15 protein-coding genes are annotated in these 13567 nt (G+C 38.8%); all 15 read right to left on the reverse strand.

Annotated elements, in window-relative coordinates; translation table 11 throughout:
* Positions 1 to 14: 14 nt before the first annotated feature.
* Complete coding sequence (locus WKH56_RS25465) at positions 15 to 566, reverse strand: TIGR01440 family protein (RefSeq protein WP_028411982.1); 552 nt, start codon at positions 564 to 566, stop codon at positions 15 to 17.
* Between the two features lie 35 nt (positions 567 to 601).
* On the reverse strand, positions 602 to 1063 hold the full coding sequence (rpiB, locus tag WKH56_RS25470) for a ribose 5-phosphate isomerase B (RefSeq protein ID WP_028411981.1): 462 nt from the start codon (positions 1061 to 1063) through the stop codon (positions 602 to 604).
* Between the two features lie 79 nt (positions 1064 to 1142).
* Entirely contained in the window at positions 1143 to 1571 is a 429-nt protein-coding gene (locus tag WKH56_RS25475) for a low molecular weight protein arginine phosphatase (RefSeq protein WP_028411980.1), read from the reverse strand.
* Positions 1572 to 1802: 231 nt separating this feature from the next.
* Positions 1803 to 2363 carry a manganese efflux pump MntP gene (locus tag WKH56_RS25480; RefSeq protein WP_028411979.1) on the reverse strand — a complete coding sequence of 187 codons (561 nt, stop codon included), beginning with the start codon at positions 2361 to 2363 and terminating at the stop codon, positions 1803 to 1805.
* Between the two features lie 67 nt (positions 2364 to 2430).
* Positions 2431 to 3471, reverse strand: a complete 1041-nt coding sequence (locus tag WKH56_RS25485) for an L-threonylcarbamoyladenylate synthase (protein WP_098627061.1) — start codon at positions 3469 to 3471, stop codon at positions 2431 to 2433.
* A gap of 192 nt (positions 3472 to 3663) precedes the next feature.
* Positions 3664 to 4110 carry a GNAT family N-acetyltransferase gene (locus WKH56_RS25490; RefSeq protein ID WP_047749577.1) on the reverse strand — a complete coding sequence of 149 codons (447 nt, stop codon included), beginning with the start codon at positions 4108 to 4110 and terminating at the stop codon, positions 3664 to 3666.
* 85 nt (positions 4111 to 4195) lie between these two features.
* Positions 4196 to 5089: a stage II sporulation protein R gene (gene spoIIR, locus WKH56_RS25495; protein ID WP_310884134.1), complete on the reverse strand. Its 894-nt coding sequence runs from the start codon at positions 5087 to 5089 to the stop codon at positions 4196 to 4198.
* A gap of 121 nt (positions 5090 to 5210) precedes the next feature.
* Entirely contained in the window at positions 5211 to 6062 is an 852-nt protein-coding gene (prmC, locus tag WKH56_RS25500) for a peptide chain release factor N(5)-glutamine methyltransferase (protein ID WP_275210634.1), read from the reverse strand.
* Positions 6062 to 7129 carry a peptide chain release factor 1 gene (gene prfA, locus WKH56_RS25505; protein WP_013059820.1) on the reverse strand — a complete coding sequence of 356 codons (1068 nt, stop codon included), beginning with the start codon at positions 7127 to 7129 and terminating at the stop codon, positions 6062 to 6064. The genes prmC and prfA overlap by 1 nt, the downstream gene beginning before the upstream one ends.
* Positions 7130 to 7267: 138 nt before the next feature.
* The gene (locus tag WKH56_RS25510) at positions 7268 to 7882 is read right to left on the reverse strand and encodes a thymidine kinase (protein WP_153252841.1); all 615 of its coding nucleotides are present in this window, start codon (positions 7880 to 7882) and stop codon (positions 7268 to 7270) included.
* A 204-nt stretch (positions 7883 to 8086) separates the two neighbouring features.
* On the reverse strand, positions 8087 to 8287 hold the full coding sequence (gene rpmE, locus WKH56_RS25515) for a 50S ribosomal protein L31 (RefSeq protein ID WP_013085477.1): 201 nt from the start codon (positions 8285 to 8287) through the stop codon (positions 8087 to 8089).
* A 154-nt stretch (positions 8288 to 8441) separates the two neighbouring features.
* A complete protein-coding gene (rho, locus tag WKH56_RS25520; RefSeq protein WP_014457752.1) occupies positions 8442 to 9716 on the reverse strand; it encodes a transcription termination factor Rho in 1275 nt (424 codons plus the stop codon).
* 525 nt (positions 9717 to 10241) lie between these two features.
* Positions 10242 to 11528 carry a UDP-N-acetylglucosamine 1-carboxyvinyltransferase gene (locus WKH56_RS25525; protein WP_028411974.1) on the reverse strand — a complete coding sequence of 429 codons (1287 nt, stop codon included), beginning with the start codon at positions 11526 to 11528 and terminating at the stop codon, positions 10242 to 10244.
* Positions 11529 to 11735: 207 nt separating this feature from the next.
* Positions 11736 to 12380, reverse strand: coding sequence for a fructose-6-phosphate aldolase (fsa, locus tag WKH56_RS25530; RefSeq protein WP_063248430.1), 645 nt, complete (start codon positions 12378 to 12380; stop codon positions 11736 to 11738).
* 137 nt (positions 12381 to 12517) lie between these two features.
* Positions 12518 to 13375, reverse strand: coding sequence for a class II fructose-bisphosphate aldolase (locus WKH56_RS25535; protein ID WP_013059826.1), 858 nt, complete (start codon positions 13373 to 13375; stop codon positions 12518 to 12520).
* Positions 13376 to 13567 lie beyond the last annotated feature (192 nt).

Genomic DNA, 13567 nt, shown 5'->3' on the forward strand with positions numbered 1-13567 from the left:
TTTAATATATTTAATTACGAAAGTTCGTAAAACGCTCTCATTCCACCGATTAGTTTTGGACGCGTCTTTGCTAAAGTAACATGAGCGTGTCCAACTGCGTTCAACGTACAACGAACGGGTACTGCGACATGCTTTAAATGCATACCAATGAATGTATCTCCAATATCAATCCCAGCATCAGCTTTAATAAACTCTACTAAAACAGGATCTTTAAGCTGGCCATAGGCCTGTGTAGCCATCGCTCCACCTGCTTTATGAATAGGAACAACACTAACGATTTCTAAGCGTTCTTTACGAGCTAATTCTCTTTCTACTACCAGTGCTCGATTAAGATGTTCACAGCATTGAAATGCTAAGTGGACACCCGTTTTTTTTCGAAAATCTGCTAGTGTATCAAAGATCATTTCTGCAACTTCCATTGCGCCTGCGGTTCCTATTTTTTCACCAATTACCTCGCTTGTACTGCATCCAATGACAAGTGTATGTTCTGAAGATAACTGCACTTGTGCTGAAAAATCAGATAAAACTGTTTCCAACTGCTCTTTCCATTTCGTAAGTTCAGACACGTTTTTCTTCCTTTCTTCCATTGAATACGTTCACATTATGCCGTTACTGTTGCATCACTTTGCTGCTCATACTGTTTAATTTTATTCACGCGATTTTCATGTCGCCCGCCTTCAAATTCTGTCGTTAACCAAATTTTCGCAATTTCACGTGCAAGTCCCGGCCCAATGACGCGTTCACCCATTGCTAAAATGTTGCTATCATTATGTTCTCTTGTGGCTTTTGCACTAAACGTATCATGCACTAGAGCGCAGCGAATTCCCTTTACTTTATTAGCTGCTATGCTCATACCGATGCCTGTTCCGCAAATAAGAATGCCTCGGCTTACTTCTTGGCTCGCCACTTTTTGAGCAACGGGAAGTGCATAATCCGGATAATCGACAGATGCTGAGCATTCACACCCTAAATCCACATATTCAATATTTAATTCTTCCATTAAAGAGATAATTTCCTGTCGTAAATTTATACCGCCGTGGTCAGATGCAATAGCTACTTTCATCTTTGTTTCCTCCTCATACATACCTTCATCTTCTATTAATTTTTGTTCAGTTTAAGTCTGCAAAAATTTATGGGACCTTTTATAATTTGTCGACTATTTTGTTAATCATACGCTCTAACTCTTCTAAAGTCTGTTCGTACGTCTGTAATGATCCGCCAAACGGATCAGATACTTCACCTTGCTCGCCGGCAAATTCTTTTAGCGTAAATAATTTATCACTTACGTATGGAGCTTGGTTCAAAATTAGCATTTTATGCTGCTCCGTCATCGTAAAAATATAAGTAGCCCACATCAATTGTTCTTCCGTTAATGCTGCCGAAGCATGAGAACAAGCTATGCCTTTCTGTTGAAGGGCAACTTGTGCATGAACAGAAGCTTCACTTCCATTTGAAGCGAATACGCCTGCAGACTTCACGTTTATTCCATCTATTTTTTTAGCTTTCAGCAACGCTTCTGCCATAGGGCTGCGGCACGTGTTTCCTGTACATACAAATAAGATGTTTTTCAAGATACATCCTCCCTTGCTTTCACTATGTGCGACTATGTTGATATTCCACCCTATTGTATCTCTATTGCTTGCATAAATCCAGTTAGCTTTTTTGGGTGTTTTTTATCCATAATCTCTTTATTTATCTTGAAAAAAACACCTTCGCTTTCCTTTTTTTATTGCTGTAATCTAAAAGAAGCAAAAAAAGACCATAACCTGCATGGTCATGGTCCTTTACCTATTTATATATAGTTAAAAAGGTAATAGCAATTTGATGCCAAAAGCTAATAAAATGCTCCCGCCCAGTGCCTCACTATATGAACCAAGCCAGCCTTGTACTCTTCTGCCGAGCAACAGTCCTAACCAAGTTAATAGCATACTCACTACGCCAAAAACAATAATGGTCAAAAACGTTCTTGCCCCAAAAATACCTAAGCTAAGTCCAACAGAAAAACTATCTAGACTCACGCTGAGCGCAAAAAATAACAGTCCAAAGCCAACTGGTTTGATAAACGGCGTATCGTCATGCTTAAAGGAGGAATAAATCATCTGCGCCCCAAGAATCAGCAATAAAATTCCACCGCCATAGGTAGCAAACATTCCAAGTTTATCAGACAAAAGTCGTCCAATAAACATGCCCAATAGCGGCATCCAAATATGAAATATACCGATAACAACACCAATGTAGAAAATTTGGCGAAAGCGTAAACGAATTAACCCCATTCCCAAACCAACTGAGAAAGCATCCATTCCTAAGGCAAACGCCATAATGACTAACGTGATCATTTCACTAATTAACTGAGATACATTCATCTTTACCCTCCTCGGACGTGCTCCTATTTCAAAATATGCACATTCGAAAAGGTTTAGAAGATGAATTTTATTGCTTAATCACGTGATGTCCTGCAGCTTTCATTAATCGATTCATAACGGCATGACCGACTCCTTCTTCAGAAAAACTTTCACTAACGATAATATCTACATCGCACTCATTAAATGAACGAAGAGACTCATATAAGTGGCTAGCAACCGTCTCTAAATTTGAGCGAGATCCACATGTAATGACGGCATCGGCTTTATACACATCTTCATGTTCAGATGTCGTTAATACCCCTACTCGCTTACCCTGATCTTGATAGTGATCAATAATAGATTGGAAAAAATCTGAACTGCCGTCAACAATGACAAGCGGTGCATCAGGTGCGTAATGCGTATATTTCATACCTGGAGATTTTGGCGCTTCTTTATCACTTATTAACGCTCGATCTACTTTTACGGGACCAATTACACTTTCTAACTCTTTCTGAGTAATGCCGCCTGGACGTAAAATAATAGGAATCTCTTCAGTACAATCAAGGACAGTCGACTCTACTCCTACCCCTGTCGCTCCTCCGTCTACAACTCCGCTAATACGCCCTTCTAAATCATTCATCACGTGGTGAGCTAAAGTGGGGCTTGGCTTGCCGGAGAGGTTTGCACTAGGAGCCGCGATAGGCAAAGCCACTTTTTTCAATAATGCAAGAGCTACCGGATGTGATGGCATTCTCACTGCAATGCTGTTTAAACCAGCCGTAACCTTATCTGAAACTTGATCTTTTTTAGGTAATATCACGGTAAGAGGACCTGGCCAAAAAGCATCAATCACTTTCTCTGCTTTTGAAGGAATTGACTCTACAAATGTATGCAGCTGCTCTTTATCTCCAATATGAACAATAAGAGGGTTATCACTAGGACGTCCTTTCGCTGCAAAAATTTTATCCACAGCTTTATCCGATGTTGCATCTCCTCCTAATCCATACACCGTCTCTGTAGGAAAAGCAACCACTTCGTGGTTGCGCAGCAAATCTGCTGCTTCTTCTATCTGTGGATAAATATCTTTTTCGTTCATAAAATTATCCACAACCCATAACTTAGTTTCCATCTTCTTCAACTCCTTTTTCTTTCTATATCTAGGTTTTTTTTACTTTAAAAGTACAATATGTATTAAAAACAGTAAAATACATGCATTCATTATATCAGCAAACAAGCTTTATCCACAAAATGTGGATAAAGCTTAGATTTTTGTGAATAACATTGTGGATACCCCATTAAAATGATTTATCCACATTTCCTTTTAACTAGCTGCATAAAACATCACGTAGACATCCTTAGGATTTGGTAACTGTTTTAAATACGAATGTTCTTTTAACAAATCAGGTAGAGCACTATAAGATGTTTGCTGAAAATTCATCATTTGAAAAAAATGCAGAGAGGATGCCTTATTTGTTAGTAAATATAGTTGCTTCACACCATGCTTTTGAGCCAGCTGAACGATACTTTTAAATAGCAGCAGAATATCAGATTGCATCAAAGAAGGTGACACGACAAGGGAGCGAAGTATTCCGTCCATGCCTTCTTTTTCAAACCCAACTGTTGCTAGCAGCTCGCCTTCATCACTTTCCATGATGACAAATTGATGAATATGTTCTTCTACACCCGCTGTGCTAATACCCGCTTTTTGTAAAAACTTCTGAATTCGAATATAATCATTTTTACTGGCAATTTTTAATTGTTCTCTCATTTTAATCACCTCAACTTGTTTTCTAGTAACAAATCTATGAGATGGTTAAAAAAAGTAGAACTGAATTTTATTTTTAATGATTCTATTAATTAAATACGGACGATACCCATTCTACTACAAAAAACTTAACTTCTACAGAATCTTCTTTCGATTTAGCATCAGCTTTTTTCTTAGATGAAACAGACTTTTCAGCTTCCTTACTTTCCTTTTTCTCAGCCTTAGCGCTTGTGTCTTCTTTCGCTGTGTTGCTTGTATCCTTTGCAGCTGCTTCTTTAGAAGATGCCGTTGGTTGAGAAGGTTCCTCAGCTTTCTGCTTAATAGAATCCGATGTAATAGTTGCAGATTGAATTTCTGTCTTCACTGCGGGTTCTTTACTTTCAGCCGACGTATCATCTGTTTTGTCTGCAGATTTTAATTCAGAAGCTGCTGGTTTTTCTTTTTCTGCCTTTGGTTCTTCTTCAGATGGCTCTGGCGCTTTTACCGCTTCACCGTTTGAAAAATCTAAGAAGCATAAAGGAGGAAATAGTACACACCACCAGTTTGCTCCTTCTCCTTTACCAAGAGTAATAAGCACGGCTTCATACTCACCTGCTGGATATAAAAACTGACCGTACAACTTAGTAGGAAACTCTACTTTTCCGAATTTAACGTGAACAGATTCATTTACGCCTTCTTCTTTTAGCACTTCTTTCGCAATTGTCTCAAGCGCTGGCAAATTTTCTTTAATTGTTTTTCGAGCTACAGTTACAGATGTTAAATCTTTTACCCATTCTGTAATTTGTTCGTTCACACGGTCACGAATCAGACGTTTTACGTACTGATCTTTTTCACCGTCGCTGTTTGCTAAAATACGCAGTCGAATTGCCTCGTCTGGAATGACTGCAGGCTGATCTGCCTGCACTTGGTTATGTGTATATATAAGTTGAGCATTTGCTCCAATAATTAATAAAATAAAATAAATGATAGCATATTTCTTCATTTCGGCCACCGCCCTTTCATAGGAACAGTATGGCCGAAAGCAAGATATCTTAAACTAGTAATTTAGTAAAAAAATGCATGATTTTCAAAAACCAAAGGGAAAATCATTCCCTCTGATTTTTTTAGTTATCACGAAGTTGTGCAAAAACCATTCGATCTTTTCCATTAATATCATATACACATTCTACAAAAGCTGTCGGAAACGTTTTTTGCAGCATCTCAGCTACATCTTTTGTCTGTCCGGCCCCGACCTCAAATCCAATAATACTGTTTGACTTCGTCACATATGGCAACTCTTCCATAAAACGTCGATAAAAATCCAGACCATCTTTTCCACCAAAAAGAGCTCGATTTGGCTCATGATCTTTTACCACTGTGGACAATTCATCATCTGCTGGAATATAAGGCGGATTAGACACAATTACATCAAATTTCTGATTTGATGATAGGAATGGTTGTAATAAATCTCCCTGTATAAACGTGACAGCAGCGTCCAGATTTTGAGCATTCTCCTTGGCTACATTTAAAGATTCTATAGCTATATCTGTTGCTGTAACATTGACGCTGTCAAGCTCCAACGATAAAGTGATAGCAATTGCCCCACTTCCCGTTCCAATATCGACAAGCTCAATAGACTGGTGTTGAAATTCTTTTTTCATTCGAGAAATCATTCCATATACGAGCTCTTCTGTTTCCGGTCTTGGAATTAATACATGTTCGTTTACAATAAATGAACGTCCGTAAAATTCTTCTGTCCCGATGAGATATTGTACAGGCATCCCTGCTTTATGAGCATGGACATCTTGTTCAAACCTTTTTAGCGTTTCTTCTTCTAGTTCTTCCTGCAGAGCACCTAGCAAATGAGTTCTCGTCATCTGTAAGTGATGGCGAAGCAAGAGTTCTCCCGCGTTTTCATCTCGCTTTGCCTCTTTCAAAAAAGAAGAAGCCCACTTAAGGGCTTCAAATACTTTCATTAGTTCGAATCTTCCATTCGGCGCGCTTGGTCTTCCATTACTAATGCATCGATAATTTCATCAAGCTTGCCTTCTAAGATTTGATCTAGCTTTTGAATCGTCAGACCAATACGGTGGTCCGTTACGCGATTTTGCGGGAAATTATACGTACGGATACGCTCAGAGCGATCTCCTGATCCAACTGCTTGTTTGCGCGTTGCATCGTACTCTGCTTGTGCTTCTCGCTGGAATTTGTCGTACACGCGAGCACGCAATACTTTCATTGCTTTTTCTTTATTTTTAATTTGAGACTTTTCATCTTGACATGATACCACTGTATTTGTTGGTAAATGTGTTAAACGAACTGCCGACATCGTCGTATTAACACTTTGGCCACCAGGTCCACTTGAAGCAAATGTATCTACACGGATGTCTTTTTCATGAATGTCCACTTCAACTTCTTCCGCTTCAGGAAGACATGCTACCGTTGCTGTAGATGTATGAATACGACCGCCTGATTCTGTTTCAGGAACTCGCTGAACACGGTGTGCACCGTTTTCAAATTTCATCTTTGAGTACGCACCTTTACCGTTAATCATAAAGATAATTTCTTTATAACCGCCTACTCCAGTAGTCGTTGCTTCCATTACTTCTGTTTTCCAGCCTTGTGATTCAGCAAAACGAGAATACATGCGGTACAAATTAGCTGCAAATAACGCTGCTTCATCTCCACCAGCCGCTCCACGAACCTCCATGATTACGTTTTTATCATCGTTTGGATCTTTTGGAATTAATAAAATACGTAGCTTTTCAACTAGCTCTTCTTGCTGCGTTTCTAACTCGGCAATTTCTTCTTTGACCATGTCGCGCATATCTGCATCAAGCTTATCTTCAAGCATCGTTTTCGCTTCTGATAACTGCTCTTTTACATCTTTGTATTCCTGATAAGCGGCTACCGTTTGTTGTATATCTGATTGTTCCTTCGAATATTCTCTCAACTTAGAGGGGTTGTTTACGATCTCAGGGTCACTCAGAAGTTCGTTTAACTTCTCATAGCGCGCCTCTACCGCTTCTAAACGATCAAACACGTCATTCACCTCATTCTTTATCCATAACATTGTAATTATAGTATAGCTTTAAAATAGAGTCAAAACCTTGTTAATACACGTATATGAACAAAAAAACAGAACTGCGCGTTCTGTTTTTATCATCATAAAATTCTTGCTTTATTTTTCGACCATTTCGCTTGAGTCCACAGACACAGCCTGTCCTTTGGACTTTTGCACAACGTGGCAATGACGACATCTTGGTTCGTACGATTCAGACGCACCGACTAAAATAATAGGGTCGTCATAAGAAGCAGGCTCACCGTTAATCAAACGCTGCGTACGGCTCGCAGGAGAGCCACATGAAGCGCATACGGCCTGTAGCTTTGTTACCGATTCTGCAATAGCCATTAACTGGGGCATTTGTCCAAAAGGTTCACCTTTGAAGTCTTGGTCTAACCCTGCTACAATCACACGAAAGCCTTGATCTGCTAAAGATTGAACAATTTCTAAAATATCTGTGTCAAAAAACTGTACTTCATCTATCGCTACTACGTCTGTCTCTTCATTTACTCGCTTTAAAATATCGCGCGATGCTGAGATTGAATAAGCCATAACAGATGTACCATTATGTGAAACGACAGCTTCTTCACTATATCGATTATCAATTGCAGGCTTGAACACTTGTGCTTTTTGTTTAGCAAACTGCGTACGGCGCACACGTCGAATCAACTCTTCTGATTTCCCTGAAAACATACTGCCACAAATTACTTCTATCCAACCGCTTTGTTTCATTACGTACACCACTGCGGGACTCTCCCTTCTTCTCGTTCCGTTTCTGAGCGAACCGCTACTAACTTAATCTACGTCTTCTATGTAGATCTTATTCCTATGATAAAGTACCCACTTTTTTATCAAGCAGACACTGTTTTTCTACTTTTTTAAGCAAAAAAACAGGCAAGAAGTTAAGCTACTTGCCTGTTTGTTTCGACAATGTGATTATTTAAGACCGTATTTTTTGTTGAAGCGATCAACACGGCCACCAGCTTCAGCGAATTTTTGACGACCAGTGTAGAATGGGTGACATTCAGAACAAGTCTCAACGCGGATCTCTTCTTTTACAGAACCACTTTCAAATTCGTTTCCGCAAGTACATTTAACCATAACTGTTTTATAGTTTGGATGAATTCCTGTTTTCATTCGTTTCATCTCCTTCCGCCCTGAATCATTCTGAAACAGAGTTTATTGATAAAGATAGTGATGAAATAATAACTATTTCACTGTGTACTTTATCAACACACATGATGAAATTATAACAAGGGTTGTATGCTTTTGCAACCACATGTTTTATAACTTATCGTTTATTTGCTAGAAGCGTTTTTTTCTCTTCCGTTAACATCGAAAAGAACTCTTCATTTGTCTTTGTTTGACGTAAACGTTTTAAGAATTTTTCTGCAAAATCAGGAGCATCTGCCATTGATTTGCGAATTGCCCATAAGTGGTCTAAATGCTCTTTTGGAATTAACAGCTCTTCTTTACGTGTGCCTGAACGACGAATGTCAATCGCAGGGAAGATACGTTTTTCAGCTAGTGAACGATCTAGATGCAGTTCCATGTTACCTGTACCTTTAAATTCTTCATAAATAACATCATCCATACGAGAGCCTGTATCAATTAAGGCTGTTGCTAGAATGGTTAAGCTGCCTCCATCTTCAATGTTACGCGCAGCTCCAAAGAATCGTTTTGGACGATGAAAAGCAGCTGGATCAATACCCCCTGATAGTGTACGACCGCTCGGTGGAATAACTAAGTTATAAGCACGAGCAAGTCTTGTAATGCTATCCATCAAAATGACAACATCTTTTTTGTGTTCGACAAGTCTCATCGCACGTTCAAGGACAAGTTCCGCTACTTTAATGTGATTTTCTGGCACTTCGTCAAATGTAGAACTGACAACATCACCGTCAACCGAACGCTCAATGTCCGTTACTTCTTCAGGACGCTCATCAATAAGAAGAACAATCAATTCCGCATCAGGATGATTGGTTGTAATGCTATTGGCAATTTCTTTTAACAGCATCGTTTTACCTGCCTTTGGCGGCGCAACAATTAGTCCCCTTTGCCCAAATCCAATTGGTGAAATCAAGTCAATAATACGCGTAGAGAAACTTCTTGGCTGAGTTTCCAGCAGCATTTGCTCATTTGGATAAATCGGGGTTAGTGCTGGAAAATGTACGCGTTCTTTTGACGTTTCTGGGTCTTCTCCGTTTACTGCTTCTACATGCAGTAACCCGTAGTAGCGCTCATTTTCTTTCGGAGGACGAACTTTCCCCGATACCTTGTCTCCATTACGCAGATCGAAGCGACGAATTTGTGAAGCTGAGATATAAATATCTTCTGAACTCGGTGAATAGTTAATTGGTCGTAAGAAACCGAATCCTTCTGACTGAATAATTTCAAGAACGCCTTCCATAAATAAAAGCCCATCTTGTTCAGCTTGAGCCTTTAAAATAGCAAAGACAAGTTCTTTTTTCGTTAATTTACTATAGTACGAAACTTTATACTCACGAGCATGTTCATATAGCTCTTTTAATTTCATATTTTCTAAACTGGATAATGTTAAGTTCATTAGGACACCACGCTTTATAATGAATAATTTTTAACCGTTCCTCCCATATTAAATTCAAATATAAAATTGAGAGATGATATGGATGGAATAAATCTGTGAAAATGGAGAATATAACCTTTGAAGTATAATAAGTAGAATCAATTGATTAACCATACACTTTTAGAAGAATAATTCCGACATAAAACCATTTATATTATCTTGATAAATTTAACGTAGCAATTTATATTCTAACCTTTTTCTATCTTTTTAATCAATCTTTTTTTACTTTAGAAGATGAATAAAAAAAAGGAAATTTAATAGCTTAAGAGAAGCAAGGAAAACCTTTTCATAATTTCACATTAAAGGAAATAAACTGGACGTTAAAATAAGAAGTGAAATTTATCTTTTAGCTTCCCCTTTTTATCTATTTACCCTATTCATAAATATATAAGCTACACAGACATAGAAGAACGTTCCTACACCTGTGTAGCTTATTTAACGGCTCATTTCTAGAATTTGCTTTCCTGACTGTTGTGCAATTTGCCTCTATGAATTTTGAAATTGTTCAATTTCTTCTTGAGTCATCTCTTCACGCCAAATCATTGCCCCTAAATCCGATAGCTTGTCTACTAAATGGCTGTAACCTCGGTCAATGTGCTCTAAACCCGTTACTTCTGTAATCCCTTTGGCCATTAAGCCTGCGGTTACAAGGGCTGCTCCTGCTCGTAAGTCCGACGCTTTCACACGTGCACCTTGTAAGTGAATGGGACCATTAATAATAGCTGAACGTCCTTCTACCTTAACAGATGCATTCATTCGTCTCAGCTCGTCAATATGCTTAAACCTTGCACCGTAAATTGTATCTGTCACAACGCTTGTACCTGATGCTCTTGTTAGAAGCGTCGTGAATGGCTGCTGTAAATCAGTTGGAAAACCTGGATATACTAACGTTTTAATATCTACGGGCTTCAACAGCTGACGAGTCGCTACGAGAATCTGATCTGAGCTTGTTTCGATATGAATACCCATTTCCCGCATTTTAGCCGTTAATGACTCTAGGTGCTGAGGGATAACGTTGTCAACAACAACTTCTTTTCCCATACTCGCTCCCATAATCATATACGTGCCTGCTTCAATTCGGTCTGGAATGATGGAATGACGGCATCCTTTTAATTGATCTACGCCATCAATTCGAATAACGTCCGTCCCTGCACCTTTAATACGGGCACCCATACTTGTCAGTAACGTAGCTACATCGATAATTTCAGGCTCTTTAGCAGCATTCTCGATAACGGTACGCCCTTTTGCTCTCACAGCAGCTAGCATGATATTGATTGTTGCTCCTACGCTCACAACGTCTAAATAAATTCGAGCACCAATCAGTTCATCAGCTCGAATGTAAATAGCTCCTTGCTCATTTGTTACTTTCGCACCAAGAGCTTCAAAGCCTTTAATGTGCTGATCGATTGGTCTTGGACCAAGGTAACAGCCTCCTGGAAGACCAACTACCGCTTTTTTAAAGCGTCCCAACATCGCCCCCATTAAATAATAAGAAGCGCGTAATTTTTTTACTTTTCCGTTCGGTAAAGGCATTGCAACCATTCCGGATGGATCTACTGTTAATTCGTCGTTATCAATGGTTACTTTCCCACCAATTTCTTCAACTAAATCCCCTAATAACTGCACGTCTGAAATATCAGGCAGACCTTCAATTGTAACAGGTGACTCGGCTAAAATTGTTGCTGGAATAAGCGCAACGGCACTATTTTTAGCACCACTGACGCGGACGGATCCACTTAAGGTAAAGCCACCTTGTATTTTTAACTTTTCCATTTATAGCTCCCTTCTAGTGAAAGAAAGTTTCTCACCTAGTAATTGAGGAAAATTTTGGTACAAAGAATACCTAAAAGAATGGTTATTTTTCCTATTACCTACTAGTGTACACGAAAATGAAAAAATCATGTATAGTTTCGACAAGATAAAAGAAAAATATGGCATTCACCTGTCAGGATGGTAAATGCCACACAAATTTATACATGTTTAGACATTTCGTTTTTCCCAATCTGCTAAAAATTGGTCAATTCCTGCATTTGTTAACGGATGTTTGAACAATTGCATTAAAACTTTGTAAGGAATTGTCGCAATATGTGCTCCATTTTTTGCAGCTTCTGTTACGTGCATCGGATGACGAATAGATGCTGCAATAATTTCGGATGGAATGTCATGAATTGCAAAAATATCTGCAATATCTGAGATTAAATCGAGGCCATTAAAACCAATATCGTCTAACCTTCCCAAGAAAGGCGATACGTAAGTAGCACCTGCTCTTGCTGCCATTAACGCTTGGTTAGCTGAGAAAATAAGCGTAACGTTTGTCTTAATACCTAAACTATTAAATTCTTTTACTGCTTTTAAGCCATCTGGAGTCATCGGTACCTTGATTGTAATATTCGGCGCAATCGCAGCAAGCTCTTTTCCTTCGCGAATCATGCCTTCTGCATCAAGCGCAATCACTTCTGCACTTACAGATCCTTCAACGAACTCTGTAATTTCACGAAGACGATCTTCAAACGTGATGTTCTCTTTAGCTACTAAACTAGGATTTGTTGTAACCCCCGCTAACAAACCTAATGAATGCGCTTCCTTAATCTCGTCTAAATTAGCCGTATCAATAAAAAACTTCATGAATGCCATCCCCCTGTGTTATGTATTCAGAATGATAAGAAAATTATAGTAAAAATAAAACCGCCTTACAATAAAAATAAGACGGTTTTATTTTTCAGACTCAACTAACTGCAAACAGGCCATCCGAAGATTTCAAATTATGCTTTGTTAGAAGAACCGAATTCACGCATTTTACCTTGAACCGTTTCTTTGATTGCTTCGCGAGCAGGTCCTAAGTATTTACGTGGATCATATTGTTCAGGTTGCGCAGCTAATACTTCACGAACAGCTTTAGCTGAAGCAATTTGGTTTTCAGTGTTTACGTTGATTTTAGCAGTACCTAAAGAAACTGATTTTTGGATATCTTTTGTTGGAATACCAGTTCCACCGTGTAGAACTAATGGTAAGCCTGTACGATCTCCGATTTCTTTCATTTCAGCAAAACCTAGGTTTGGTTCACCTTTGTATGGTCCGTGAACTGATCCTAATGCTGGAGCTAAGCAATCGATACCTGTACGGTTAACAAGTTCTTCACACTCGTTAGCATCTGCATAGATAACACCCTCAGCAATAACGTCGTCTTCTTGTCCACCAACAGTTCCTAGTTCTGCTTCTACAGATACTCCGTGGAAGTGAGCTAGTTCAACTACTTTAGAAGTAATTGCAATGTTTTCTTCAAATGGGTGGTGAGAAGCATCGATCATTACAGAAGTGAATCCAGCATGGATTGCTTTTGCACATGATTCAAAGCTTGAACCGTGGTCTAAGTGAATTGCAACTGGTACTTGAACGTCGTAATCTTCGATTAGAGCTTCAACCATTGCTACAACAGTTTTGAAACCGCCCATGTAGCGTGCTGCACCTTCAGATACACCAAGAATAACTGGAGAGTTTTCTTCTTTTGCTGCTTGAAGAATAGCTTGAGTAAACTCTAAGTTATTTAAGTTAAATTGACCTACTGCATAGCCTTGTTCTTTTGCTGTAATAAGCATTTCTTTCATTGATACTAAAGGCATATTGAAATCCTCCTTAAAATCAACCTTAGATTAGATGCTAACCAAAAGGCACACTCAAATAGTATGCTCTTGAATTGAGTGTTTCATGTAGAAACAACGCGCATCTTTACATAATAGATTGTCGAATTATGAATACAGTAATTAGGATACCAACTAACAATGAAAACAGCAACATTTTTAGGCTGATATTCA

Source organism: Priestia sp. SB1 (genome assembly GCF_038898415.1).

Bases quoted from the DNA above. Each gene is read 5' to 3' on its own strand.
- spoIIR (WP_310884134.1), bottom strand. From the start codon at position 5,089: ATGAAGAAATATGCTATCATTTATTTTATTTTATTAATTATTGGAGCA.
- WKH56_RS25490 (WP_047749577.1), bottom strand. From the start codon at position 4,110: ATGAGAGAACAATTAAAAATTGCCAGTAAAAATGATTATATTCGAATT.
- WKH56_RS25510 (WP_153252841.1), bottom strand. From the start codon at position 7,882: ATGAAACAAAGCGGTTGGATAGAAGTAATTTGTGGCAGTATGTTTTCA.
- rpiB (WP_028411981.1), bottom strand. From the start codon at position 1,063: ATGAAAGTAGCTATTGCATCTGACCACGGCGGTATAAATTTACGACAG.
- rpmE (WP_013085477.1), bottom strand. From the start codon at position 8,287: ATGAAAACAGGAATTCATCCAAACTATAAAACAGTTATGGTTAAATGT.
- prmC (WP_275210634.1), bottom strand. From the start codon at position 6,062: ATGAAAGTATTTGAAGCCCTTAAGTGGGCTTCTTCTTTTTTGAAAGAG.
- fsa (WP_063248430.1), bottom strand. From the start codon at position 12,380: ATGAAGTTTTTTATTGATACGGCTAATTTAGACGAGATTAAGGAAGCG.
- WKH56_RS25485 (WP_098627061.1), bottom strand. From the start codon at position 3,471: ATGGAAACTAAGTTATGGGTTGTGGATAATTTTATGAACGAAAAAGAT.
- rho (WP_014457752.1), bottom strand. From the start codon at position 9,716: ATGAACTTAACATTATCCAGTTTAGAAAATATGAAATTAAAAGAGCTA.
- WKH56_RS25535 (WP_013059826.1), bottom strand. From the start codon at position 13,375: ATGCCTTTAGTATCAATGAAAGAAATGCTTATTACAGCAAAAGAACAA.
- WKH56_RS25480 (WP_028411979.1), bottom strand. From the start codon at position 2,363: ATGAATGTATCTCAGTTAATTAGTGAAATGATCACGTTAGTCATTATG.
- WKH56_RS25525 (WP_028411974.1), bottom strand. From the start codon at position 11,528: ATGGAAAAGTTAAAAATACAAGGTGGCTTTACCTTAAGTGGATCCGTC.